We start from the raw sequence: 22,361 nt of genomic DNA, 5'->3' as shown, positions 1-22,361 counted from the left end.
GCGTGCCGCGCCCATATCCTTGGGCATGAAACGGATCACGCCCCTCGTCCTCGCCGCGCTTGTCGCGGCCGCCCCGGTCGCCGCTCAGGACGACACGGAAAACCGCGAGCTTCGTGAAGGGGCCGAGATGATGTCGGAGGCCTTCAAGCTTCTGCTCGACGGCCTGTCGAAAGAGATGGAGCCGCTGGCCGAAGAGTGGCGCGAGTTCATGGAAGAGCTTGGGGATCTGCGCAACTACGAAGCGCCCGAAAAGCTGCCCAACGGCGATATCATCATCCGCCGCAAGACGCCCGAGCCGGAAGAACCCGAAGGCACGCCGCTCTGATCCGCCTCAATCCTTGATCGTGACGAACGGGTTCGCGCCAAGCGACAGCGCGAGGCTCTGGAACCGCGCTTCCGCGACCTCTCCGAACAACCCGGCCGCCTCGGACTTGATCGTCAGGTGCAACTCCTTGCGCTTCGGGCGCAGGTTGAGCGAGGCCACCTTGTGCGGCTCGTTCACCGCGAACATCGCGCCGAACCGCATGGCCTTGCCGATGGTTTCGGCGCGCTGAATGTCGCGCTCGGTGAGGATCGAAAACGTTTCTTCGAACCGGCAATCCTCGCGGCTGTTCTTGTAACGGTGCAAGAGTGCGAGGCCGAGGAACACGCGCTCCTGATGGGTCAGCCCGCCAAGGTTGGCGCGGGTGACGTTGTCGAAGCACACCTCGTGCCGGTAATCCGGGTGCGCGCGCCATGTCACGTCGTGAAGCAGGCAGGCCGCCTTGACCAGCCGCCGCCGCGCGTCCGGCTCATGCGCGACCAGCGGGCGGATGAAGGCATAAAGCGATTTGCCGAAACCCGGCATCCGCGCGTCTTTTTTCTCGGAGAACCGGCAGGCTTCGATCAGCGGGTCGCGCTGGCGCAGCCGGTCGGGCATCTGTTCGTAAAGCAGCCCCTCGCGAATGCCATAGGACGACACCGCGATTTCCTTGGGGCGGAAGGTCGTCACCAGCCGTTTGAGCACCTCCGACGCCGTCGGCACCAGCGCCATGCGGGTGGATGACGTGCCGGTGTGGCTGCGCACCTCGTCCAGATCGACCTTGCCGATCCATTTGAGCGTGGTGGCCAGCGTCTTGGGCGCCATGCGGTATTCGTGCAGAACCGTCAGCGGATAGTCGCGCCGATACATATCGAGCCGCGCAATCGCCCGCCACGAGCCGCCGACGAGGTAGAGCCGCTTGTGGCCCGTCCCGATTTCTTCGGCGAGTTCGGCCAGCACGTCGTTGATGTGCTGGCGCATGGCCTTCTTGCCGCCCTTCATGCCCTCGAGCTTGAGCGGGCCAAGGCCCGACGACACCCGCCGCCCGACCTCGCCGTTTTCGATCACGGCAAGCTCCATCGACGACCCCCCGATGTCGCACATCAGCCCGTTCGCATCCGGCCAGCCGAGCAGAACGCCCTGCGCCGACAACCGCGCCTCTTCGCGCCCGTCGATGACGTGGATGTGCAGCCCGGTTTCGCGCAGCAGTTCCTCGCGAAAGTCCGGCCCGTCCTCGGCGTCGCGCACGGCGGCGGTGGCCACGGCGGTCAACGGCGGCAGGTTCATGCCCTTGGCCAGCAACTGAAACCTGAGGATCGCTTTCAGCGCGCGCACCCGGCCTTCGGGGTTCAGCCGCCCGGTCTGGTTGATGCCGGCCCCAAGCCCGCACATGATCTTTTCGTTGTAGAAATAGGCAGGCGAACGCGCGGCCCCGTCGAACACAACCAGCCGGACCGAGTTCGACCCGATGTCGACCACGCCCACACGGCTCAGGCTGCGGGCGGCTGCATCCTCGAACAGCGGGCGTCCGAAGGGGCCCCAGTTCCGTTCTTCGCTGCCGTCCATCTCACGCTCCCGTGTGGCTCTGTCCGGTTATGGCCTCAGGGGTCCGCTCGCCGCAACCCCTCTCTGACCTGAACGACCCGGGTCCATCGGGGTTCCGGTCGCCCGGTCACATTGGAGCGGGATAGTGGAACTTGTCGATGAGGAAACGCTCGCGCTCGGCCACCGCGGCCACAAGCTCCGGGGTGTAATAGGTGGCAAGCTTGCTTTCGCTCGACAGCGTCGAATTGCTCCGGGTCGCGCCGACCTGCGTCAGCGCGGCCTCGGCGTCCCCGATCGCACCGATCCGCGCCAGCGTGTCGACCAGATCGGGCATCAGGTTGGCGGTCTGCACGAAATGATCGACGTAGCACTGTTCCTCTTCCCAAGCCTTGAGCGCGTCCAGCGTGGCGAGCTTACGCGAATGCAGGGTGGCGGAATCGAAACACAGAAGTTTGCAGTAGCGATAGGTCAGCAGGCCGGAATGGCGGACCATCCCGCTTTGGCTGAACACGCCCGAGATGAAGGTCGCCCGCTTCGGGTCCAGAATGATAAGAAGCCAGTTTCGGAACCTCTCGACCTCCATCGCGCCATAGAGCCTGTCGTGCGCGGTCTTCCAGTCGTAGGACAGGCTTTGCGCAAGATAGGTCGGGATCGACAGTGCGGCGGCGCTCCGGTTGATCGACCCGCCCCGCCCGCCGAGCGGGTTGAACTTGGTCAACCGCGTGTAGGGCCCCGACAAGGTGGCGTGCGTCACGCCATAAGCCCAGAGCGAAAGATAGAACGACCACGGATCGCGGATCGTCGCGAAGACCTTGCGCGACTGCACATCGGCCTTGGTCGGCTTGCCGTGGTGTTTGTATTTCTGCGGCTTGAACCCGAGCGTCCCAAGCGCCTTTTCGACGGCCACCGTGCCTGTCTTGTTCAGATCGACGTAAAGGAAATCCTCGTGAAGAAACATCTGGCGCTCCAAATCGTGCCGCACGGGGCCGGCGCCCACCATAGAAAAGGGTCTTGGGGGTCGCAACGGGCCATTTGACGAGCGGCCCGACGTGATCTCAGTCGTGGCTGTGGGCCAGTTCCGGCACGTCCGACGCCCCCGCCGATCCGCGACCCGACAGCGACGGGTATTCCATGAAGAAGCGGTGACAGTTGAACGGGGTTTCGTTGCCGGCAAGGTCGGCCCGCGCGAAGCTGCCGTCCGGCTGCATCACCCAGCTTTGCGCCACGTCGTGCATGTTGGCCGCCATGATCTGACTGACGATCTGCGCCTTCACCGTGGGGTTCGTCGTCTCGACCAGCGTTTCCACGCGGCGGTTCAGGTTGCGGCCCATCCAGTCGGCGGAGGACATGAACACCCTTGCCTTCTTCGAGGGCAGGCCGTGGCCATTGCCGTAGCAGACGATCCGGCTGTGTTCGAGGAACCGGCCCACGATGGATTTCACCCGGATATTCTCGGACAGCCCCTTGATGCCGGGGCGCAGACCGCAGATGCCCCGGATGACGAGGCTGATCTTCACGCCCTTCCGGCTCGCCGCATAAAGCGCGTCTATCACGTCCTCTTCGACGAGCGAGTTCATCTTGGCCCAGATTTCCGCCGGACGCCCGGCTTCGGCATGGTCCGCCTCGGCCTCGATCAACTCGATCAGCTTGGCTTTGAGCGTCAGGGGCGAGATGGCGAGTTTTTCCAGCTTTTCGGGCTGGGCATAGCCCGACAGGTAGTTGAACACCCGCGTCGCATCGCGCCCCAGCGCCTCGTCACAGGTGAAAAGGCTCAGGTCGGTATAGATGCGCGCGGTGATCGGGTGATAGTTCCCGGTGCCATAATGCGTGTAGGTGACCAGATCGCTGCCCTCGCGCCGCACCACGGCCGAAATCTTGGCATGGGTCTTGTAGTTCATGAAGCCGTAGACGACATGCGCGCCCGCACGCTCCAGCCTGCGCGACTGGCGGATGTTGGCGGCCTCGTCGAACCGGGCCTTGAGTTCGACAAGCGCGGTGACCGATTTGCCGTTTTCCGCCGCCTCGCACAGCGCCGACACGATCGGGCTGTCGCGGCTGGTGCGGTAAAGCGTCTGCTTGATCGCCACCACATTCGGGTCGAGCGCGGCTTGGTTCAGAAACCGCACCACGGTGTCGAACGTCTCGTAGGGGTGATGCAGCAGCATGTCCTTCTGCCGGATCGCCGCGAACATATCGCCGTCGTGATCCTGCACCCGTTCGGGGATGCGCGGCGTGAACGACGGCCACAGCAGGTCGGGCCGGTCGTCGACCACCAGTTCGGACAGGTCCGAAATGCCGATCAGCCCGTCGACCTCGACGACCTCGTCATCGGTGACATGCAGTTCCCGCTTGATGAGCGTCAGAAGCTCCGACGGCGCATCGGCCGAGATCTTCATCCGAACGACCTCGCCCCGGCGGCGGCGTTTCAGCGCCGTCTCGAATTCGCGAACCAGGTCTTCGGCCTCTTCCTCGACCTCCAGATCGCTGTCGCGCAGCACGCGGAAGGCACAGTGCCCCTTGGCCGCGTAGCCGGGAAACAGGCTCGTCAGATGCAAAAGCAGCAGGTCTTCGAGCGGCAGGAACCGGAGCGCGCCGTCGCGGTTGGGCAAGCGGATGAAGCGGTCGATCTGGTGCGGGATCGGCAAGAGCGCCTGAAGCTTGCGCTTGTCGCCCTTGCGTTCGAGTTGCAGCGCCAGCGCGAAGCCTAGGTTCGGGATGAACGGGAACGGGTGCGCCGGGTCGATGGCCAGCGGCGACAGCACCGGAAACACCTGCCGCAGGAACACGTCGTCGAGAAAGGCGAAATCGTCTTCGTCCAGCGCGTCGCGCGTGCAGATGTGCATCCCGGTCGACGCCATTTCCGACGCGATCGTCTCGAACACCTCCTGCTGGCGTGCCATCAGGTTGCGCGCATCCGCGTTGATGAGCACGAGTTGTTCGGCAGGCGGCAGCCCGTCGGCGCCCGGTGTCGTGTGCCCGGTGTTGGCCAGTTCGCGCAGACCCGCGACCCGCACGGTGTAGAACTCGTCGAGGTTCGAGGCGGAAATCGACAGGAACCGCAGGCGTTCGAGCAGCGGAACCCGCAGGTTCTCGGCCTCTTCCAGCACGCGCCAGTTGAAGCCGAGCCAGCTCAGTTCCCGGTTGAAAAAGCGTTTCGGGCCGTCGATGTCGACCGGGTCCATCGTCACGGGTTCGGGGAAGTCCGACTCCAGAAAGTCGGCCAAGATCGGTTGGTCTGTCATATGCGCGGTATCGGGCACTTTCGTAACCTTTCTGTGACGTTATGCGCCCGCGCCCGCATCCTTGTCCAGCAGACGGGCGGCCAGTGCCCGCGTCACGTCGCGTTTTTCCGCCAGCGCCACATCGTCGAGCCGGGCGACGAAATCTCGGGCAGCGGCAAGGGATCGGGGCAGGCGCGGGGCCAGATAGGCGACCAGATTGGGCGAGACGGCGATCTGGCGGTCGTCGAACAGCTTGACCAGAACCGCCGAAATGAGCGCCTCGTCGGGGGTTTCGAGCGCCACCATGCTTGTCCCCTCCATCCGGCTGGCAAGGTCGGGCAGGTCCAGCCCCCAGCGTGTCGGCGCCGCGCGCGAGGTCAAAAGCAGCGATCCGCCCTCGGCCAGCACGAGGTTGTGGAGGTGGAACAGCGCCGCTTCGGCCTCCGGCTGGCCCGCGACGCGGTCGGCGTCCTCGACCGCGACCGAGCGCCCGGCGAGTGCGGCCGTGTCCAGCGTGGCGAGCGTTCCGGCGGGCACGATCTCGGCCCCGGTCAGGGTCGCCCAGACCTCGACCAGATGGCTCTTGCCCGAGCCGTCCGGCCCGGTCAGCACCATTTTCGCAGAGGGCCAGTCCTTCCACCGCTCGACGGCGGCCAGCGCCACGGCATTGGAGTCGGCGATGAAGAAATCCCCGCGGTCCCGCGAAGTCCGCACGGGCAGGTCGAACGTCAACTGGTGGGCCATGTCAGGCGTCGTCCTGATCTTCCGGCAGCAGCGCCCCTTCGGACAGGCCCTTGTAGAGCCGCCCCTCCTTGTAGCGCTGGATCAGATAGCGGGTGACCACGCCAAGGGCCGCGGCCACGGGCACGGCGACCAGCATGCCCACGAAACCGAAGACCGTGCCGAAGGCGGAGAGCGCGAAGATCAGCCAGACCGGGTGCAGCCCGACCGAGGTGCCGACGAGGTTCGGGGTCAGGATGTTGCCCTCGAAGAACTGGCCGACCATGAAGATGCCCGCGACGATGGCGATGTGCCACCACTCGCCCCAGAATTGAAACAGGGCGAGCCCGATGGCCAGTGCCCCGCCCACCAGTGCGCCGATGTAGGGGATGAAGGTCAGCGCCCCCGCGACCGCCCCCACGATCAGGCCGAACTGAAGCCCGGCGAGCATCAGGGCGACCGCGTAGAAGGTGCCGAGGATCAGGCAGACGGTGCCTTGCCCCCGTATGAACCCCGCCAGCGTCCGGTCGATCTGGCTCGCGAGATCGCGGATCACCGGCGCATGGTCGCGCGGCAGCAGGTCGTCGATGGCCGCGACCATCCGGTCCCAGTCCCACAGCAGATAGAAGGTCACGACCGGCACGATCACGAACAGAAGCGCGATGTTCACGATCCCCATCGCCGACGACAGCACGGCATCCACAAGCTCGGCGCCCCGGTCCTGAATGGTCTTGCCGATCTGGTCGAGCGACTGGCGCAGCACGCTGTCCTGATCCACCACGTCGGGGAACCGCTCGATCAGAAAGTCGCGCAGGTTCTGCGCGATCTGCGGGGCGAGGTTGATGAGCTGCCCGGCCTGATTGACCAACGACGGCACGATCAGCAGGATCAGGATCACGAAGACGATCAGGGCGAGGATCGAGATCGTGATCGTCGCCCAGATCCGCTTGAACCCCCAGGCCTCCAGCTTGTCCGCCACCGGGTCGAGGAAATACGCGATCGCCCCGCCGATCAGGAACGGCATGATGACGTCGCCCAGGAACCAGAGCAGCACGAAAAAGACCACCGCGGCGATGGCCCAGTACCGAAATTGCGTGCCGACCGGCAATGCCATGTGTGGTCCCTTGTTCGTTGGCCACAGTCTTGGCGGGTTTGGCCCTGAGGATCAAGCACCGAGGTCGGCTTGCCGCCCGCCCGCCGCCAAGGCTATGTGACGGTATGGAGATCGTGCTCATACACACAGGCGGGACCATCGGCATGGTGCCGTCGCCCGACGGGCTGGTGCCGGAACGCGGCCGCGTCGAACGCGCGGTCGAGGCGCTGATGCCCACCGGCGCGCGGCTCACCACCCACCTGTTCGACCCGCTTCTGGACAGTGCCGACGTCGGCCCCGACGACTGGAACCGGATGCTCGACCTGATCGACGCCCACCCCGGCGCCTCGATCCTCGTCACCCACGGCACCGACACCATGTCCTTCACCGGGGCGGCGCTGGCTCAGGCGCTTGCCGGTCGCGACGTGCGCGTGATCCTGTGCGGGGCGATGGCGCCCCTCGGCGCGGGCGAGGGCGCGCGCGCCAACCTGACGCTCGCCGTGGCCACGCTCATCGCCCCCGGCTGGACCGGCGTGAAATGCGCCTTCGCGCAGAAGATCATGGAGGCGGGCGGGCTCATCAAACACGACACGCGCGGCGACGATGCCTTCCGGTCGGTGCCACAGGATCCGGTGGGGCCGCCCGAAACCCGCCGCTTCGACCCGGACCGCAGGCTGGCGGTGCTCGCCCTGACGCCCGGCCTTCCGGCTTCCGCGCTTTCGGGCGCGCTGGCGGCGCTGGATGGCGCGGTCCTGCGCGTCTTCGGCGCGGGCACCGTGATGCATGACGCCGAGGTTCACGCGGCCCTCGCAGGTGCCGTCTCCCAAGGCAAACGCATCCGCGCCGTCAGCCAGTGCGAGGGCGGCGGACTGGCCCCCGGCCACTACGCAGCCGGCGCCGCGCTCTGGGCCGCCGGTGTCGAAAACGGCGGACGCGAAACGCCCGAGGCGGCGCTCGTGAAACTCTGGCTGGCTGGCGGGCGAAGCTAAAAGGAGCGGACCTCTGGGAAGAGGCCCGCTCCAATGCCGGGGCGGGGACCCCGGCTGGGACAGTCATGGGACTGTTTATCAGACGCGCGAAACCCGGAATGGTTCCCGGTGCCCGTTCGGATTCCCGAAATTCCGCTCACCGCCCGGACGAAACCCCGATACGGCCCAGAAAAAAAGGAGCGGATCTCGGGTGAGATCCGCTCCGGTGCCGGGGTTAGGGTGCCCCGGCTGGGACAGTCATGGGACATATCCACGACGCACGGACCCCGCCATTGGTTCCCGTCCTCCGGCCCATCTGTCCGCCGCCCCGCCGAAAACGGCCGAAATCCGCCGGTCGTCAAAGCTGCGCCGCGATGGCGTCGGTGTCGATCAGCGACCAGACGCGGCGGATTTTCCCCGCCTCGACCTCGTAAAACACGTTCTCCGTGAACCGCACGCGCCTGCCGTTCACGGGCAGATCGAACAAAAGACCAGTGGGCGTGACGTCGAAGACAAGCCGCGCCGCCACCTTGCGCGCATCGCAGACCAGAAGCGCGATCACGAACCGCAGATCGGGGATCGCCGCCACATCCCGCTCCAGCATGGCGCGATAGCCCTCAAGCCCGATCCGGGTGCCGTTGTAATCCACATCCCTGTCGATGAACGCGCCGAGCCGTGCCCAGTCGCGGGTGTTCAGGCAATCGATATAGCCACGATAAAGCGGTTCGGTGGTCTCGGTCATGGCCCGACTGTGGCGCGCGGTTGCGCGGAAGGAAACCGGACCCGCCCAAGAAAAAGGAGCGGATCTCGGGGGAGATCCGCTCCGACGCCGGGGTTAGGGTGCCCCGGCTGGGACAGTCATGGGACATCTACACTACGCACGGGGGGCAAAGTTGGTTCCCTCGTGCAGGAAAAAAGTTTTCGAGTCCCAGTTCTCGTCAGCAGGACGCGCCTTCGCCCGGCATGATGACCGTGTCGATGACGTGGATCACACCGTTGTCGGCGTCGATGTCCGCGCTCACCACCGTGGCGGTGTTGCCCATGCCGTCGGTCAGGGTCACGCCGCTGTCCGAAGCGGTCACGCACAGCGTCGCACCGGCCACGGTCTCGACCGCCGTGGTGCCCATCGCGATGTCGCCCGACATCACTTCGGCGGGCACGACATGGTAGAGCAGGATGTTGGTCAGATCGTCCTTCATGTCCGGCTCCAGCAGGCTTTCGACGGTGCCGTCCGGCAGCGCGTCGAAGGCGGCGTTGGTCGGGGCGAACACGGTGAACGGCCCGTCGCTGGCGAGCGTTTCGACCAGACCGGCGGCATCGGCCGCGGCCACGAGGGTCGAAAAGTCGTCATTGCCCGATGCGATCGCGGCGATGGTGTCGGCATTGGCCGCACCAGCGGTTAGAACGGCAAGGGCTGCAGCAGTGGCGAGGGTCTTCATGACAGGTAACCTCCATGTTTGTCTGTCGTCTATGCGAGGCTTACGGCCCGTCAGAACGGCGGGATCATGGCAGTCACGGCTCTGTCACCGGACGTGATGAACCTGTCAGGACACGCGCTCCAGAATGACATGGCTGTCCTTCACGGTGTCGGTCTCGCCGTCCGGTCCGGTGACCTCGCGGGCCGACAGGCCGACCTCGATTTCGCGCCAGACGTGGCCGCTTTTGGCCGTCGCGGCGCGGTCCTCCTCGGGGGTCGGAAAGGCGGGCCGATGGTCGTGATCGGCCATCCGCCATCTGGGCGCGGTGTTGTGCGCGGCGATGACAAGCAGCCCGCCCGGTGCGGTCGCCCGCGCCGCCAGTTCCAGCACCCGCGCCCGGTCGAAGGCCATCGGGCTTTGGAAGAACAGCGCCGAGACTAGATCGAAGCTGCCGTCGGGAAACGTCTCGGGCAGCGTGTGACGCTCGAACGTGATGCGGTCGGCAAGCCCGGCTGTCCTCGCGCGGTCCGCCGCGATGTCCAGCGCGGTCTGGGACACGTCGACGCCGGTGACGGTCCAGCCCGTCGCCGCCAGCCAAAGCGCATCGTCGCCCCGCGCGCAGCCGATGTCGAGCGCGCGGCCGGGCACCCGCCCGGTGGCGAGCCGTTCCAGCACCCCCGAAGGCTTGCCGTTCGTCGGGTCGGTCATCGCGCCATAGCGATCTTCCCAGAAGGTTCTCAGGTCTTGCGTCTCGGTCATGTCGGCTCCTTTTCGCTTCTCGTGACTTCATATGTAACGTGAAATCCGTCCCGTCAATATCACGCAACCTCTTTTGTTGCGAAAGCGGGCGCGGTAAGGTGGTGCCATGCGAACCGACAACCGCCTGTCCCGCGTGCTCCACGCGCTCCTTCACCTCGAACGGCACGACGGTCCGGCCACCTCGGACGAGATCGGCCGGATGCTGAACACGAACGCCACGGTGGTGCGCCGCACGATGGGCGGTCTGCGCGACGCGGGCATCGTCGGATCGGTCAAGGGGCACGGCGGCGGCTGGACACTGGCGCGCCCGCTCGACCAGATTACCATGCTGACCATCTACGACGCGCTGGGCGAGCCGTCGCTCTTCGCACTGGGACAGGCGCAGGACGCGCCCGGCTGCCGACTGGAGCAGGCGGCCAACACCGCGCTCGGCAAGGCCCTCGACGGTGCGCGGCGGCGGTTTCGCAAGGAGTTGGAGCGGGTGACGGTCGCCGACCTCAGGGACGAGGCGGGGCCGCCCGACTTTCGCTTCCCGTCCTGAGGTTCAGTTCAGCGCGGCCGCCAGCGCGGCTTTCATCCGCGCCACATAGTCCTTGGACACCGGCGCATCCTTGCGCACCGCCGCGAAGCCATGGAACGCGCCCTCGACCTCGTGAAAATCGACGGGAATCCCGGCGGCGGCGAGCCGCCCGGCATAGTCCCGCACCTCGGCGTGAAACAGATCCCGCGTGCCCACCCCGATCCACGCAGGCGGCAGCCCCGCCGGGTCCGCGAGCCGCGAGGGCGACGCGGTGGCGGGCACCGGGCCGTCCACGTTGCGCAGATATCCGTCCCAGGCCCATGTGTTGATCGCGGGGTTCCACATGCGCATCGTCTCGGGGTCCGGTGCGGGCCGTGTCCGCGTCGCCTCGTCCAGCATCGGTTCGTGGAGCATCTGAAAGCGGACCGCAGGCCCGCCCCGATCCCGCGCCAAGATCGCAAGGGCCGCGGCCAGCCCGCCGCCCGCGCTGTCGCCGCCCACGGCGATCCGGGCCGGATCGACCCCCGGCGCGGCGGCCAGCCACTCCAACGCGGCATAGGCATCTTCGATCCCGGCCGGGTAGGGCCGCTCCGGCGCGAAGCCATAGGTCGGAAGCGCGACCACCGCCCCGATCTCCGCCGCGACCTGCCGCGCGAAATCGTGCTCGGTCACCGGGTTGCCGAAGATCAGCCCGCCGCCATGCAGCCACAGAAGGGCAGGGTGCGGCCCGTCGCCCTCGGGCCGGTAGACCCAGATCCGCCGCCCGCGCGACGACACGGCCTGTTCGACCCGCCGCCCGACAAGCCAGCCGCCGAGCGCCAGCAACAGACGATAGACGCGCAACGTGCCGGGCCGCACCGCCTGTTTCGTCAGCCGATCCACATTGCCGAAATCCGGATGAAACCCGCTCATGCGCCGCCTCCCGCGCCGATCAAACCGCGCGCGGCGTCCCGGCGCAAGCCGGTGTCACTCCACCGGCTCGGAAATCCGACCGGCCGCCTCGATCACCAGCGGCTCCAGCCCGGCACCGCCCGCCGCGATATGGTCGAGCAATTGGCGCCGCATCCGGGGTTCCCAGAAATCGTTGATATGGGCCGCGAACCGATCGAGCTGGTCGTCGCCCGGCTGGGTCTTGAAGAATGTGGCGATCTGGTTGGCCATGGTGACCATTTTCTCAGGCGACATGGGTGGCTCCCGCTGTGATCCGGTGCGGATGGGAATAAAGGTCGAAGCTCTCGCCGCGCGCAAAGGCGGCAAGGGTGATCTGCGCGTCATCGGCCAGACGCAGGGCGTGCGCGGTCGGGGCCGAGGCCGCGACGATGACGGCACACCCGGCTTGGGCGGTCTTCTGCACCATCTCGACCGAGATGCGGCTGGTCAGCACCATCGCCCCCGTGGCCGGGTCGATCCCCGCCCGCGCCAGCGCGCCGATGAGTTTGTCGAGCGCATTGTGCCGCCCCACATCCTCCCGCGCCATGACGATGCCCTGGCCGGGGACCATGAAGCCCGCGGCATGGACCGCCCGCGTCAGATCGTGCAGCGGCTGATAGCGACGCAGGTCATCCGTGGCCCGCGCCACCTCGTCGCGCGCAAAACGCGGGTCCGCATCCACGGCGGGCAGGGGCGGCAGCGCCCCCTCCAGCGAGTCGATGCCGCACAGCCCGCAGCCCACCGGCCCCATCAAGGCTCGCTGACGACTACGCAACTGCTCGGACCGGTCGTCGCGCAGAAGCATCCGCGCTTCGATGCCCCGATCGAAGGTCAGAACCTCCAACTCCTCGATATCGCCGGGCCGTTCGATCACGCGCTCAGTCAGAGCGAACCCCACCGCGAAATCCTCAAGATCGGCGGGCGAGGCCATCATGACGGCCAGCGTCGTCCCGTCGAAAGTCATCGCCACGGGCGTTTCCTCCGGCAGGGTCCGGGTCACGGTCCGCGCCCCGGTGGACGAGACCGCAAGACCCGGACGGGATTTCGCCGCGCCCCCCATGGTCACTCCGCTGCGGGCAGAATGCGCCGCGATTGCTCGGCCTGCTCGTTATACCGCTCCTGCCAGTCGGTCGGCCCGTTGGACGGGCTGACCTGCACCGCCGTCACCTTGTATTCCGGGCAGTTCGTGGCCCAATCCGAGAAATCGGTGGTGATGACGTTGGCCTGCGTGTCGGGGTGGTGGAACGTGGTATAGACCACGCCGGTCGACACCCGGTCGGTCAGCGTCGCGCGCAGCGTCGTCTCCCCGGAGCGGCTGGCGAGCTTGACGAAATCGCCCTCCTTCACGCCACGCACCTCGGCGTCATGCGGATGGATCTCCAGCACGTCCTCCTCATGCCAGGTCGAATTCGCCGTGCGCCGCGTCTGCGCGCCCACGTTGTATTGGCTCAGGATACGCCCGGTGGTCAGAAGCAGTGGGAAGCGCGGCCCGGTCTTTTCGTCCGTCGCGACGTATTCCGTGACCATCAGCCGCCCCTTGCCGCGCACGAAGCCGCCGACATGCATCAGCGGCGTGCCCTCGGGCGCGCTGTCGTTGCAGGGCCACTGGATCGACCCCAGCTCGTTGATCCGCTCATAGGTCACGCCGGCGAAGCTGGGCGTCGTCGACGCGATCTCGGCCATGATCTCACGCGGATGGGCGTAATCCCAATCCGCGCCCATCGCCTGCGCCAGAAGCTGCGTGACCTCCCAGTCGGCATACCCCGCCTTGGGCGCCATCACACGGCGCACCATGTTGATGCGCCGCTCGGCATTGGTGAAGGTGCCGTCCTTCTCGAGGAAGGACGAACCCGGCAGGAACACATGCGCGTAGTTCGCCGTCTCGTTGAGGAACAGGTCATGGACGATCACGCATTCCATCGCGGCCAGACCGGCGGCGACGTGTTTCGTGTCGGGGTCCGATTGCAGGATGTCCTCACCCTGACAGTAAAGCCCCTTGAAGGTGCCATCCACGGCGGCGTCCAGCATGTTGGGGATGCGCAGACCCGGCTCCGGGTCGATGGTCACGCCCCAGGCGGCCTCGAAGGTTTCGCGCACCTCGGGCAGCTTCACATGCCGATACCCCGGAAGCTCGTGCGGGAACGACCCCATGTCGCACGACCCCTGCACGTTGTTCTGACCACGCAGCGGGTTCACGCCCACACCGGGGCGCCCGATGTTGCCCGTGAGCATGGCGAGGTTCGCGATCCCCATGACGGTCGTGGACCCCTGACTGTGCTCGGTCACACCAAGGCCGTAGTAGATCGCGCCATTGCCGCCACGGGCGAATGTGCGGGCCGCTTCGCGCAGCGTTTCGGCCGGAACGCCGGTCAGCATCTCGGTGGCTTCGGGCGAATGCCGCTCCGCGCTCACGAATTCCGCATATTCAAGGAACTCGTTCCAGTCGCAGCGCTCGCGGATGAACGCCTCGTCCATCAGGCCCTCGGTGACGATCACATGGGCCAGCGCCGTGACCACGGCCACGTTGGTGCCGGGCCTGAGCGGCAGGTGATGCGCCGCCTTGATATGCGCGGATTTCACAAGGTCGATGCGACGCGGGTCGATGACGATCAGCTTGGCGCCCTGACGCAGACGCTTCTTCAGGCGGCTGGCGAAGACCGGGTGCCCGTCGGTCGGGTTGGCCCCGATCACGATCACCACGTCGGTATGTTCGACCGAGTCGAAATCCTGCGTCCCGGCGCTCGTCCCGAAGGTCTGGCCCAGGCCATAGCCGGTGGGCGAGTGGCAGACCCGCGCGCAGGTGTCGGTGTTGTTGTTCATGAACACGCCACGGGCGAGCTTTTGAACCAGATAGGTCTCTTCGTTCGTGCACCGTGAAGAAGTGATGACCCCCACCGAACGCCGCCCGTAAGTTTTCTGTAACGATTTCAGACGTTTCGCGGCGAAACCGATGGCCTCCTCCCACGACACTTCCTGCCACGGTTCGTCGATCGACTCGCGGATCATCGGGCTCAGGATGCGGTCCTTGTGCTCGGTATAGCCATAGGCGAAACGCCCCTTCACGCAGCTATGCCCCCGGTTCGCCTTGCCGTTCTTGTAAGGCACCATCCGGACAAGCTGATCGCCGTTGAGCTCGGCCTTGAACGAACACCCGACCCCGCAATAGGCGCAGGTCGTGACCACCGACCGCGTCGGCGTGCCCAGTTCGGCCACCGATTTCTCCTGCAAGGTCGCGGTCGGGCAGGCCTGCACGCAGGCGCCGCAGGATACGCAGTCCGACGACAGGAAGTCATCCATCGCGCCGCCCGCCGACACACGGCTGTCGAAACCACGACCCTCGATGGTCAGCGCGAAGGTGCCCTGCACCTCTTCGCAGGCCCGCACGCAGCGCGAGCAGACGATGCATTTGGCCGGGTCATAGGTGAAATAGGGGTTGGACTCGTCCTTCGGAATATAGCGGAAATTCCCGTCCCCCTCGCGCCGCTTGGCATCGGCCATCGACAGCGCCCCGGTCCCGGTGGGGTCGAAATGGTTGTCGCCCGGCTCATAGCGCACATCGCGCAGACCCACGGCACCCGCCATATCCTGCAACTCGCAATCGCCGTTCGCCGAACAGGTCAGGCAGTCGAGCGGGTGGTCCGAGATGTAAAGCTCCATCACCCCCTTGCGGATCTTCTGAACCTTGGAGGATTGGGTGTGCACCACCATCCCCTCGGCCACCGGTGTCGTGCAACTCGCAGGCGTTCCGCGCCGCCCCTCGATCTCGACCACGCAGAGCCGGCACGACCCGAACGCCTCCACACTGTCTGTCGCGCACAGCTTCGGCACGGTGATCCCGGCTTCATAGGCGGCGCGCATCACGCTCGTCCCCTCGGGCACCGTCACGGCGGCCCCGTCGATGGTCAGCGTGACGGGCGCGCCGGTCTTGGCGGGCGTGCCCATGTCGGCGTCGTTCCACGGAATGATGAAGTCCTTCATGGTCTCATCCTTTCTTCGCAAGCGCATAGGCGACGATGGCGTTCGCATGCCCGTGCCCCAGACCGTGCTCGGCCTTCAGCCAGTTCACGATCTCCATATGTTTCATGTCGCCCTTTTCGGCGACCATCCCCAGCCAATGCCCGATCGGCTGGCCGTATGTCTTTTCGATCGACGGAAAGTAGGACGCGGGCCCCTTCACGGTCTCGCTCATGCGCCGCGCTCCCGTCTTTCCGGTCCGAAAATATCCCGGGGGTGCGGGGGCAGCGCCCCCGCGCGGGTCGGCTGCGTCAGCAGACGAAACCGGATCATTCCGCCGCCTCGCGCGCACCCGCGAAATCCTCGGGAAACAGCGTCATCGCGGACATCACGGGGTAGGGGGTAAACCCGCCCAAGGCGCAGAGCGATCCGTCGGTCATGGTCTCGCACAGGTCTGTCAGCAGTTCCTTCGCCGCCATGTCGCCCGCCGCGATCCGGTCGATGGTTTCGACCCCGCGCACCGCGCCGATCCGGCAGGGCGTGCATTTGCCGCAGCTTTCCACCGCGCAGAACTCCATCGCGAAGCGCGCCATGCCGAGCATGTCGGCGGTGTCGTCGAACACCGTGAGGCCCGCGTGACCGATGAGGCCTCCGGCGCCGTCGAATTCTTCATAGCCGAAGGGCGTGTCGAACTGGTGCGGCGCGAAGTAGGCCCCCAGCGGCCCGCCGACCTGCACCGCCTTCACAGGCTGGCCCGAGCGGGTGCCGCCCGCGATGTCGTTCACGATCTCGCCTAGCGGAAGACCAAAGGCGATCTCGTAAAGCCCGCCGTATTTTACGTTCCCCGCGATCTGGAGCGGGATGGTTCCTTTCGACCGGCCCAGACCGAAATTCGCGTAATGCGCCGCGCCCTTCTCGAAGATCACCGGAATGGTGGCGAGCGAGATGACGTTGTTCACGACCGTGGGCTTGCCCAGAAACCCTTCGAGCGCGGGGAGCGGCGGCTTCGCCCGCACGACACCGCGCTTGCCTTCGAGGCTGTTCAAAAGCGAGGTCTCTTCGCCGCAGACGTAAGCCCCGGCACCGACCCGGATTTCCATGTCGAAGGCCGGGCCTTTGCCCAACAGGCTCGCGCCGAGCAGGCCGTTCGCGCGGGCGACCTCGACTGCGGCCTTCATCACCCGGATCGCGTCGGGATATTCCGAGCGCAAATAGACATAGCCCTTGGTCGCGCCCACCCCGACCCCGGCGATGGCCATGCCTTCGATGAGCGAGAAGGGGTCGCCCTCCATGATCATCCGGTCGGCGAAGGTGCCGCTGTCGCCTTCGTCGGCGTTGCAAACGATGTATTTCTGATCGGCTTCGGCTTTCGCCACCGTCTCCCACTTGATCCCCGTCGGGAAGCCCGCGCCGCCGCGACCGCGCAGACCGCTGGCCTTGGCTTCCTCGACCACGCCCAGACCGTCCATATCCAGCGCGCGTTCAAGACCCGTCAATCCGCCGTGCGCCCGGTAGGCGTCCAGATCGAGTGGGTCGATCACGCCGCAGCGCTGGAAGGTGAGGCGGGTCTGGTTCGCGAAGAACGGGATCTCCTCGGTCGGGCCGTGGCCGTCCAGCGTGCCGGCCAGCAGCGCGGGCACGTCCGAAACCGTGACCGGCCCGAAGGCATGGCGCACCCCGTCGATCTCGACCTCGGCCAGCGGTTCCAGCCATGTCATCCCGCGCGAGCCGACGCGGATCAATTCCACGTCATGTCGGGCGAGTTCGGCGGCGACCTCGTCGGCGCCCAGTGCGCGGGCGACCGCATCCTGTGACAGATAGATCTTCATGCGCCCGCCTCCGAAATCACGCGTTCCAGCTTGGCTTCGTCCAGCGCGCCCACGACCTTGTCACCGATCATCGCGGCGGGGCCGTTGGCGCACAGGCCAAGGCAATAGACCGGCTCGATCGTCACCGCGCCGTTGGGCGTGGTGCCATGCCATGAGGTGCCCAGACGGGTCAGGACCGCGTCCGCCAACCCGTTCGCGCCCAGCGCCTGACAGGCCTCGGCCCGGCAGATTTTCACGATATGCCTGCCTGCGGGCAGGGTGCGGAAATCGTGGTAGAAGCTGATGACACCATGCACCTCGGCCCGCCCGATGTTCAGTGCGTCAGCGATGGGCTGCACCGCATCCTCGGGGACGTGATCGAAAGCCTCCATCATCGCGTGCAGGATCGGCAGGAGCGGCCCTTCGAGATGGGTATAGGCCTCGATGACCTCTTGAATCGCACCGAGATCGGGCGCGGATGCTGGCGAGTTGGCTTGCATTGGTCCTCCGAAGTTGGCGAAGCCATCTCACCGAATGCGCGGTGAATCAATATCGCAGTTCCGTCGGTCGATAGGGATTTTCTATCAATCGGACAGCGCCCGCGCCTCGTCCAGCAGGGCCTGAAGCACCGGGGTCTGCGGTTCCTGATAGGGGGCGACCAATCCGACGCTCGGCCCCGGACGGTCGGACCGGATCGGAACGACGGCCACGTCGCGGCCCAGCGACAGCGAGGCGGCCATGTCGCCCGGCAGGACAGTGGACCAGCCACCCTGTTCGACATGGCTGACCAGCACCACGGTGGAGTTCGATTCCATGCGCACGTTGGGGGTCTGCCCGGCCTCCATGAAGGCGCGGTTGATGATCCGGCGGTTCTGCATGTCGGGGGTGAGCAGGCACAGCGTCCGCGTGCCGATGTCGGTCCACCCGATGTCCGTGCGCCCCGCTGCCGGATCGTCCGGCGCGCAGACCAGCGCGTAATCCTCGCGGTAAAGCTCCTGCACCTGCACCCGGCCCAGGGGTTCGTTGTCGAGGTAGCTCAGGCCCACGTCCGCCTCGAGGTTTTCGAGCATGTTCAGGATCTGGATCGAGGTGCGTGACAGGATGGTGAAGGTCACGTTGGGATGCGCCGCCGAGAACCGGGCCGACAGGCGCGAGGCCCAGGTGAGCGCGGTGGGAATCACGGCGAGGCGCAGGTGTCCGGTCAGCCCTTCGCGCGAGAACCGCATCTCGTCGCGCAGCCGCCGCGCATCCCCGACGATCTGGCGCGCCCAGTCGAGCGCGCGCGCGCCTTCGGGTGTCAGGCCGCCATAACGTGACCCGCGCTGCACCAGCTTCACGCCCAGTTCGGCTTCGAGTTGCTTGATCCCTGCCGACAACGTGGGCTGCGTAATGCCCAGACTGTCGGCGGCACGTCCGAAATGCTGCTCCTTGGCGAGCGCGATGAACATTTCGAGCTTGTTCAGCATGTTGGAAAAGTAGCATGGAACTGGGCGATATCCATAGGCATTGGCTATCGGGTGCGGGTTTCCTGATCTGTCGCGCGTCCGGCTGCGTAGATAAGGATAGGGACGAATCATGATCCGCCGCTATGGTGCAAGTCCGGCTTGGGGGCTGGGAGAGAAACGTATGTCTGTATCGCCCGCGCGCCTTCTGGCCGCGCTCATCCTGTCCCTCGCCGCCAGCGCCGTTTCGGCGCAGGATCGGTCGTGGACCTATCTGGGCTGGGCGAACATCACCACGAACGACGGCACGGGTGATTTTCAGGACCGCTGGCAGAGCTTTTCGACCTCGACATCCTTTCTGTTCGGGCCCGAGGGCACGCGGGAGCTGCCTTATGCGTTCGGTGACCTGATCGAGGTTCGGCTGGGCACCCAGATCGTGACGCCCGCCAACACTCTGACGCCTGCGCCCGGCGACCGTCGCGCGGCGGGGGCGTTGCGGGCCGGTCTGTTCACGCATTTCGCGCGGGGCGGATGGGATTTCGGGCTCGGCGCCGGGGCCGAGGCGGTCGGCCCGTCGACGCAGGTTCTGGCGCTACAGGACCGGTTCCACAGTGTCGCGGGCTTCGACCGTCTGGCGCCCGCTGTCCTCGCCGGGCAGATCGGCAACGCCGTGCGCCCGATGGGTCACGCCGAAGCGGCCTATGCCATCGCCATCGGGGACGAGATGACGTTCCGCCCCTTCGCCGAAGCGCATGTGGGGCTCGAGGCCTATGCCCGCGTCGGTTTCGATCTGCTGGTCGGCCCCGGCTACAGAAGCGGGGTGATCGCCCGCGATTACGTGAGCGGCCAGCCCTATCAGATCCTGAAGGACGTGAACGAACCCGGCGTGTCCTTCCTGTTCGGCGCCGATCTGGCGCGGGTGTTCTCATCCGCCCTGCTGCCCGACCCCGCCTATACGCTCACGCCTGCGCGCGCGCGGGTGCGCGGCGGCCTTCTGGTCGATGGCGAGGTGGGCAGCGTGTTCTATGGGCTGACCTATCTGTCGCCGGAATTCACCGCCCAGCCCGAGGGGCAATTTGTTGGATCCGTGCAAATCCGCCTCAAGTTTTAAGGCGCGACAGGCTGGCGCAGATCGGGATTGCACAAAATAGTTAACAATTCCCGGCATCCGTGCTATCCCGGCGCATGTGTAACAAACGGTTCGTTCAGAGACCGTGGCACATGAGCAGAAGGCAGGCATACAGGCATGAGAACGGGCATATTGGGCTCGTTCGTCATCTCCTGGTCTCAGACGGAAGTAGACGGTCTCGCACAGGCACCGCGAGACGCGCTGGGCGTTGGGGCAAGCTGGCGGTGGAGCGGACGGGCGATGCGGGTCGATGGACCGCAGGACGTCATCCGGCTGGACCTCGGTGGGAGAGAGGCGGACCTACGTAAACGGGCGGCGCGCAAGGTGCGTCGGTTTCTGAATTCCTGTGACGTTCCCGAAGCGGAGACGCCCAAGGACGACACGCTCTTCGATCTGGGCTTCGTGGTCACGGACGGGTTCGAGAGTTGGCCGGTGATGCTGGTCGATGGCGCGTCGGCCCATGAGACGCTTCTGATGTTTCTGGATGGGCTTCCGCCGTCGGACTGCGATCTTTGGGTCGTGCAGGCGACGATGGAGGCGGCCGAGACGAACCGGTTGACCGACCAGCCGACCGGCGTCATCTGTTTCACCCCCGGCACCCGCATCCGCACCGGCGAGGGCGACGTGGCGGTCGAGGACATTCGCGAAGGCGCCCGCATCCAGACCAAGGACAACGGGTTGCAGGAGGTGCTTTGGGTCGGTGAAAAGCGTATCTCCGGCGCGCGGCTTTACGCCATGCCGGAATTCCGCCCGATCCGCGTGCGCCGGGGTGCGCTGGGCGTCGACCGCCCGGACGGCGACCTGATGGTGTCGCCCGCCCACCGTATGCTTCTCAAGGGCCGCAAGGCGCAGGCGCTGTTTGGCACGAACGAGGTGCTGGTGGCGGCCCGCGACCTGATCGACGACCGGATGGTGACGCGCGATCACACGGTGACGCAGGTGACCTATATCCACCTGCTTCTCGCGAACCATGAAGTCGTCTTTGCCAACGGGCTCGAGACCGAAAGTTTCCTGCCCGAGGGCGAGGCGCTGGAGGCGGTCGAGCAGGTTCAGCGCGAGCGCCTGTTCGGTGCGATCCCGTCGCTTGAAACGCGGCCCGAGGGCTATTCCGCCCCGGCGCGGCGTCTTCTTTCGCAGGCCGAGGCGGCGATCATGGGCGCCGGGGTCTGACCTAGCGGCGGTTCGGCTTTTCGTTCACCACGCGCTTCACGTGCCGGGCGAAGCCTTTCTCCCGTGCCCGCCGTTCGGCGATGCTTTCGCTGTTGTGCAGTTCCTCGGCGGCGAGCTTGCGCCAGCGGGTGAGCCTGTCGGGATCGAGGTCGCCCGCCTCGATGGCGGCTTTCACCGCGCAGCCCGGCTCGGTCTCATGCGCGCAATCGCGGAACCGGCAGCGGGTCGTCAGCGCCTCGATATCCGCAAAGACCGCCGCGATCCCGTCGGCCGCGTCCGAAAGCTGGATTTCCCGCATGCCCGGCGTGTCCAGCACCACCGGGCCGCCCGCGATGACGTGCAGTTCCCGGTGCGTGGTAGTGTGGCGCCCCTTCGCGTCGTCTTCGCGGATGCCCTGCGTCTCGATCAGATCGCCGCCCGCCAGCGCGTTGGTCAGGGTGGATTTGCCCACGCCCGACGACCCCAGAAAGGCGACGGTGCGCCCCGGCTTGGTCCAGGGGGCGAGCTTTTTGCGCGGCGCATCGCCCCGTGCATCCAGCGCCACCACCGGCACGCGGTCGGAAATGGCGGTGGCCTGATCGACGTAATCCGCCACATCCTCGGCCATGTCGGCTTTGGTGAGCAGGATCACCGGGTCGATCCCGGCCTCGAAGGCGAGGGCCAGATACCGTTCCAGCCGCGCGACGTTGAAGTCGGCATTGCACGAGGTGACGATGAAGGCCGTTTCGATGTTGGCGGCGATCAACTGCTGGCGCACCTCATGCCCCGCCGCGCGGCGCTGGATCAGGCTCTTACGGTCCAGAAGCCGGCTCGCCCCCGGTCGTTCGGCGTCATAGAGCAGCCAGTCGCCCACCGTCACCTCGGCATCGGGGGGTAGAACGGCCTCGATCCCGTCGCCGCGCACGGCAAGCCCGCTGCGATGAACGGCGGTGACGCGGACGGGCGGATGCGCCTGCATGTCATCGGCGTCGATCTGTGCGGAAAAGAACGGCTGCCAGCCCAGCGCCTGAAGCGGCGACAGGGCAGGGCGGGGCGCAGGGGCGCCACCGAGAGAGAACTTTGAATAGTCCCGTGTCATTGTCTTGGGGTCTTTCGATACGAAAAGAAGGGAAGGTTTCGCGCACCCCCACCGGGCCACCGATCACCGGCGGCTTGATCTTCGGCGGTCTGTGCACCGGGAGGCCCTTTGCCTCCCTGCCGGATCAAATCATCAAAGCTCCATCGTATCCGGGGTGAGGATAGCCGATCCGCGCAAAAGGTAAAGCGTGGCGCGAAGGCGTTGACTCCTGCCCAAACACGGCTATAAGCCCGCCATTCGGCCCTTTCGGGGGCCGTATTTCATTGGTGTTGGTGGACCCCGCAAGGGGAAACCTGTCAACCCGG

22 protein-coding genes are annotated in these 22,361 nt (G+C 66.3%); 5 read left to right on the top strand and 17 right to left on the bottom strand.

Features of this window, described 5'->3' with window-relative positions:
- Window positions 1-25: 25 nt before the first annotated feature.
- Entirely contained in the window at window positions 26-325 is a 300-nt protein-coding gene (locus RB2654_RS08645; RefSeq protein WP_008330502.1) for a hypothetical protein, read from the top strand.
- A 6-nt stretch (window positions 326-331) separates the two neighbouring features.
- On the opposite strand, the gene RB2654_RS08640 is transcribed toward RB2654_RS08645, so the two are convergent.
- The 5 genes from RB2654_RS08640 to RB2654_RS08620 all read right to left on the bottom strand — a co-directional run bounded on the left by RB2654_RS08640 (window position 332) and on the right by RB2654_RS08620 (window position 6,901).
- Complete coding sequence (locus RB2654_RS08640; protein ID WP_008330501.1) at window positions 332-1,867, bottom strand: Ppx/GppA family phosphatase; 1,536 nt, start codon at window positions 1,865-1,867, stop codon at window positions 332-334.
- Window positions 1,868-1,973: 106 nt separating this feature from the next.
- Complete coding sequence (locus tag RB2654_RS08635) at window positions 1,974-2,804, bottom strand: hypothetical protein (protein WP_148912471.1); 831 nt, start codon at window positions 2,802-2,804, stop codon at window positions 1,974-1,976.
- A gap of 97 nt (window positions 2,805-2,901) precedes the next feature.
- Window positions 2,902-5,088 carry an RNA degradosome polyphosphate kinase gene (locus RB2654_RS08630; RefSeq protein ID WP_008330499.1) on the bottom strand — a complete coding sequence of 729 codons (2,187 nt, stop codon included), beginning with the start codon at window positions 5,086-5,088 and terminating at the stop codon, window positions 2,902-2,904.
- A gap of 39 nt (window positions 5,089-5,127) precedes the next feature.
- Window positions 5,128-5,811: a P-loop NTPase family protein gene (locus RB2654_RS08625; protein ID WP_008330498.1), complete on the bottom strand. Its 684-nt coding sequence runs from the start codon at window positions 5,809-5,811 to the stop codon at window positions 5,128-5,130.
- Window position 5,812: 1 nt separating this feature from the next.
- Window positions 5,813-6,901, bottom strand: coding sequence for an AI-2E family transporter (locus RB2654_RS08620; protein ID WP_008330497.1), 1,089 nt, complete (start codon window positions 6,899-6,901; stop codon window positions 5,813-5,815).
- 104 nt (window positions 6,902-7,005) lie between these two features.
- Between RB2654_RS08620 and RB2654_RS08615 the strand changes: the two genes are divergently transcribed.
- A complete protein-coding gene (locus RB2654_RS08615) occupies window positions 7,006-7,869 on the top strand; it encodes an asparaginase domain-containing protein (RefSeq protein ID WP_008330496.1) in 864 nt (287 codons plus the stop codon).
- A 337-nt stretch (window positions 7,870-8,206) separates the two neighbouring features.
- Here the strand turns inward: RB2654_RS08615 and RB2654_RS08610 are convergent, their stop codons facing one another.
- From RB2654_RS08610 to RB2654_RS08600, 3 genes are all read right to left on the bottom strand, one after another.
- Window positions 8,207-8,590: an ester cyclase gene (locus RB2654_RS08610; RefSeq protein WP_008330495.1), complete on the bottom strand. Its 384-nt coding sequence runs from the start codon at window positions 8,588-8,590 to the stop codon at window positions 8,207-8,209.
- 196 nt (window positions 8,591-8,786) lie between these two features.
- Entirely contained in the window at window positions 8,787-9,287 is a 501-nt protein-coding gene (locus RB2654_RS08605) for a fasciclin domain-containing protein (RefSeq protein WP_008330494.1), read from the bottom strand.
- A gap of 105 nt (window positions 9,288-9,392) precedes the next feature.
- Complete coding sequence (locus RB2654_RS08600; RefSeq protein WP_008330493.1) at window positions 9,393-10,025, bottom strand: SAM-dependent methyltransferase; 633 nt, start codon at window positions 10,023-10,025, stop codon at window positions 9,393-9,395.
- A 106-nt stretch (window positions 10,026-10,131) separates the two neighbouring features.
- On the opposite strand from RB2654_RS08600, the gene RB2654_RS08595 reads away from it, so the two are divergent.
- Window positions 10,132-10,566 carry an RrF2 family transcriptional regulator gene (locus tag RB2654_RS08595; protein WP_008330492.1) on the top strand — a complete coding sequence of 145 codons (435 nt, stop codon included), beginning with the start codon at window positions 10,132-10,134 and terminating at the stop codon, window positions 10,564-10,566.
- A 3-nt stretch (window positions 10,567-10,569) separates the two neighbouring features.
- Here the strand turns inward: RB2654_RS08595 and RB2654_RS08590 are convergent, their stop codons facing one another.
- The 8 genes from RB2654_RS08590 to RB2654_RS08555 all read right to left on the bottom strand — a co-directional run bounded on the left by RB2654_RS08590 (window position 10,570) and on the right by RB2654_RS08555 (window position 18,703).
- On the bottom strand, window positions 10,570-11,457 hold the full coding sequence (locus tag RB2654_RS08590) for an alpha/beta hydrolase (RefSeq protein WP_008330491.1): 888 nt from the start codon (window positions 11,455-11,457) through the stop codon (window positions 10,570-10,572).
- Between the two features lie 54 nt (window positions 11,458-11,511).
- Window positions 11,512-11,730, bottom strand: a complete 219-nt coding sequence (locus RB2654_RS08585; RefSeq protein ID WP_008330490.1) for a formate dehydrogenase subunit delta — start codon at window positions 11,728-11,730, stop codon at window positions 11,512-11,514.
- Complete coding sequence (gene fdhD / locus RB2654_RS08580; protein ID WP_008330489.1) at window positions 11,720-12,535, bottom strand: formate dehydrogenase accessory sulfurtransferase FdhD; 816 nt, start codon at window positions 12,533-12,535, stop codon at window positions 11,720-11,722. Before fdhD ends, RB2654_RS08585 begins: the two co-directional genes overlap by 11 nt.
- A gap of 2 nt (window positions 12,536-12,537) precedes the next feature.
- The gene (gene fdhF, locus RB2654_RS08575) at window positions 12,538-15,453 is read right to left on the bottom strand and encodes a formate dehydrogenase subunit alpha (RefSeq protein WP_008330488.1); all 2,916 of its coding nucleotides are present in this window, start codon (window positions 15,451-15,453) and stop codon (window positions 12,538-12,540) included.
- 4 nt (window positions 15,454-15,457) lie between these two features.
- Window positions 15,458-15,664, bottom strand: a complete 207-nt coding sequence (locus tag RB2654_RS08570) for a DUF4287 domain-containing protein (protein WP_008330487.1) — start codon at window positions 15,662-15,664, stop codon at window positions 15,458-15,460.
- A 94-nt stretch (window positions 15,665-15,758) separates the two neighbouring features.
- Window positions 15,759-17,258 (bottom strand): formate dehydrogenase beta subunit, encoded by a 1,500-nt coding sequence (locus RB2654_RS08565; protein WP_008330486.1) that lies wholly within the window; start codon window positions 17,256-17,258, stop codon window positions 15,759-15,761.
- Window positions 17,255-17,737, bottom strand: coding sequence for a formate dehydrogenase subunit gamma (locus RB2654_RS08560; protein WP_008330485.1), 483 nt, complete (start codon window positions 17,735-17,737; stop codon window positions 17,255-17,257). The genes RB2654_RS08565 and RB2654_RS08560 overlap by 4 nt, the downstream gene beginning before the upstream one ends.
- An 84-nt stretch (window positions 17,738-17,821) precedes the next feature.
- A complete protein-coding gene (locus RB2654_RS08555; protein ID WP_008330484.1) occupies window positions 17,822-18,703 on the bottom strand; it encodes a LysR family transcriptional regulator in 882 nt (293 codons plus the stop codon).
- Window positions 18,704-18,863: 160 nt separating this feature from the next.
- Between RB2654_RS08555 and RB2654_RS08550 the strand changes: the two genes are divergently transcribed.
- Both RB2654_RS08550 and RB2654_RS08545 read left to right on the top strand, forming a co-directional pair.
- Complete coding sequence (locus RB2654_RS08550) at window positions 18,864-19,790, top strand: lipid A-modifier LpxR family protein (RefSeq protein WP_008330483.1); 927 nt, start codon at window positions 18,864-18,866, stop codon at window positions 19,788-19,790.
- A gap of 258 nt (window positions 19,791-20,048) precedes the next feature.
- Complete coding sequence (locus RB2654_RS08545) at window positions 20,049-20,978, top strand: Hint domain-containing protein (RefSeq protein ID WP_008330482.1); 930 nt, start codon at window positions 20,049-20,051, stop codon at window positions 20,976-20,978.
- 1 nt (window position 20,979) lies between these two features.
- Here RB2654_RS08545 and rsgA read toward each other — a convergent pair whose 3' ends face one another.
- Window positions 20,980-22,056 (bottom strand): ribosome small subunit-dependent GTPase A, encoded by a 1,077-nt coding sequence (rsgA, locus tag RB2654_RS08540; protein ID WP_008330481.1) that lies wholly within the window; start codon window positions 22,054-22,056, stop codon window positions 20,980-20,982.
- Between the last annotated feature and the right edge of the window lie 305 nt (window positions 22,057-22,361).

Source organism: Maritimibacter alkaliphilus HTCC2654, assembly GCF_000152805.1.
In the GTDB taxonomy this organism is placed as follows: domain Bacteria; phylum Pseudomonadota; class Alphaproteobacteria; order Rhodobacterales; family Rhodobacteraceae; genus Maritimibacter; species Maritimibacter alkaliphilus.
Note: the sequence above shows the minus strand (reverse complement) of the source record. Positions and strands in the feature narration are given on the sequence as shown.

What these genes read in the sequence shown, in the direction of transcription:
- RB2654_RS08645 (WP_008330502.1), top strand. Translation starts at nt 26, where the DNA reads ATGAAACGGATCACGCCCCTCGTCCTCGCCGCGCTTGTCGCGGCCGCC.
- RB2654_RS08640 (WP_008330501.1), bottom strand. Translation starts at nt 1,867, where the DNA reads ATGGACGGCAGCGAAGAACGGAACTGGGGCCCCTTCGGACGCCCGCTG.
- RB2654_RS08635 (WP_148912471.1), bottom strand. Translation starts at nt 2,804, where the DNA reads ATGTTTCTTCACGAGGATTTCCTTTACGTCGATCTGAACAAGACAGGC.
- RB2654_RS08630 (WP_008330499.1), bottom strand. Translation starts at nt 5,088, where the DNA reads ATGACAGACCAACCGATCTTGGCCGACTTTCTGGAGTCGGACTTCCCC.
- RB2654_RS08625 (WP_008330498.1), bottom strand. Translation starts at nt 5,811, where the DNA reads ATGGCCCACCAGTTGACGTTCGACCTGCCCGTGCGGACTTCGCGGGAC.
- RB2654_RS08620 (WP_008330497.1), bottom strand. Translation starts at nt 6,901, where the DNA reads ATGGCATTGCCGGTCGGCACGCAATTTCGGTACTGGGCCATCGCCGCG.
- RB2654_RS08615 (WP_008330496.1), top strand. Translation starts at nt 7,006, where the DNA reads ATGGAGATCGTGCTCATACACACAGGCGGGACCATCGGCATGGTGCCG.
- RB2654_RS08610 (WP_008330495.1), bottom strand. Translation starts at nt 8,590, where the DNA reads ATGACCGAGACCACCGAACCGCTTTATCGTGGCTATATCGATTGCCTG.
- RB2654_RS08605 (WP_008330494.1), bottom strand. Translation starts at nt 9,287, where the DNA reads ATGAAGACCCTCGCCACTGCTGCAGCCCTTGCCGTTCTAACCGCTGGT.
- RB2654_RS08600 (WP_008330493.1), bottom strand. Translation starts at nt 10,025, where the DNA reads ATGACCGAGACGCAAGACCTGAGAACCTTCTGGGAAGATCGCTATGGC.
- RB2654_RS08595 (WP_008330492.1), top strand. Translation starts at nt 10,132, where the DNA reads ATGCGAACCGACAACCGCCTGTCCCGCGTGCTCCACGCGCTCCTTCAC.
- RB2654_RS08590 (WP_008330491.1), bottom strand. Translation starts at nt 11,457, where the DNA reads ATGAGCGGGTTTCATCCGGATTTCGGCAATGTGGATCGGCTGACGAAA.
- RB2654_RS08585 (WP_008330490.1), bottom strand. Translation starts at nt 11,730, where the DNA reads ATGTCGCCTGAGAAAATGGTCACCATGGCCAACCAGATCGCCACATTC.
- fdhD (WP_008330489.1), bottom strand. Translation starts at nt 12,535, where the DNA reads ATGGGGGGCGCGGCGAAATCCCGTCCGGGTCTTGCGGTCTCGTCCACC.
- fdhF (WP_008330488.1), bottom strand. Translation starts at nt 15,453, where the DNA reads ATGAAGGACTTCATCATTCCGTGGAACGACGCCGACATGGGCACGCCC.
- RB2654_RS08570 (WP_008330487.1), bottom strand. Translation starts at nt 15,664, where the DNA reads ATGAGCGAGACCGTGAAGGGGCCCGCGTCCTACTTTCCGTCGATCGAA.
- RB2654_RS08565 (WP_008330486.1), bottom strand. Translation starts at nt 17,258, where the DNA reads ATGAAGATCTATCTGTCACAGGATGCGGTCGCCCGCGCACTGGGCGCC.
- RB2654_RS08560 (WP_008330485.1), bottom strand. Translation starts at nt 17,737, where the DNA reads ATGCAAGCCAACTCGCCAGCATCCGCGCCCGATCTCGGTGCGATTCAA.
- RB2654_RS08555 (WP_008330484.1), bottom strand. Translation starts at nt 18,703, where the DNA reads ATGCTGAACAAGCTCGAAATGTTCATCGCGCTCGCCAAGGAGCAGCAT.
- RB2654_RS08550 (WP_008330483.1), top strand. Translation starts at nt 18,864, where the DNA reads ATGTCTGTATCGCCCGCGCGCCTTCTGGCCGCGCTCATCCTGTCCCTC.
- RB2654_RS08545 (WP_008330482.1), top strand. Translation starts at nt 20,049, where the DNA reads ATGCGGGTCGATGGACCGCAGGACGTCATCCGGCTGGACCTCGGTGGG.
- rsgA (WP_008330481.1), bottom strand. Translation starts at nt 22,056, where the DNA reads ATGACACGGGACTATTCAAAGTTCTCTCTCGGTGGCGCCCCTGCGCCC.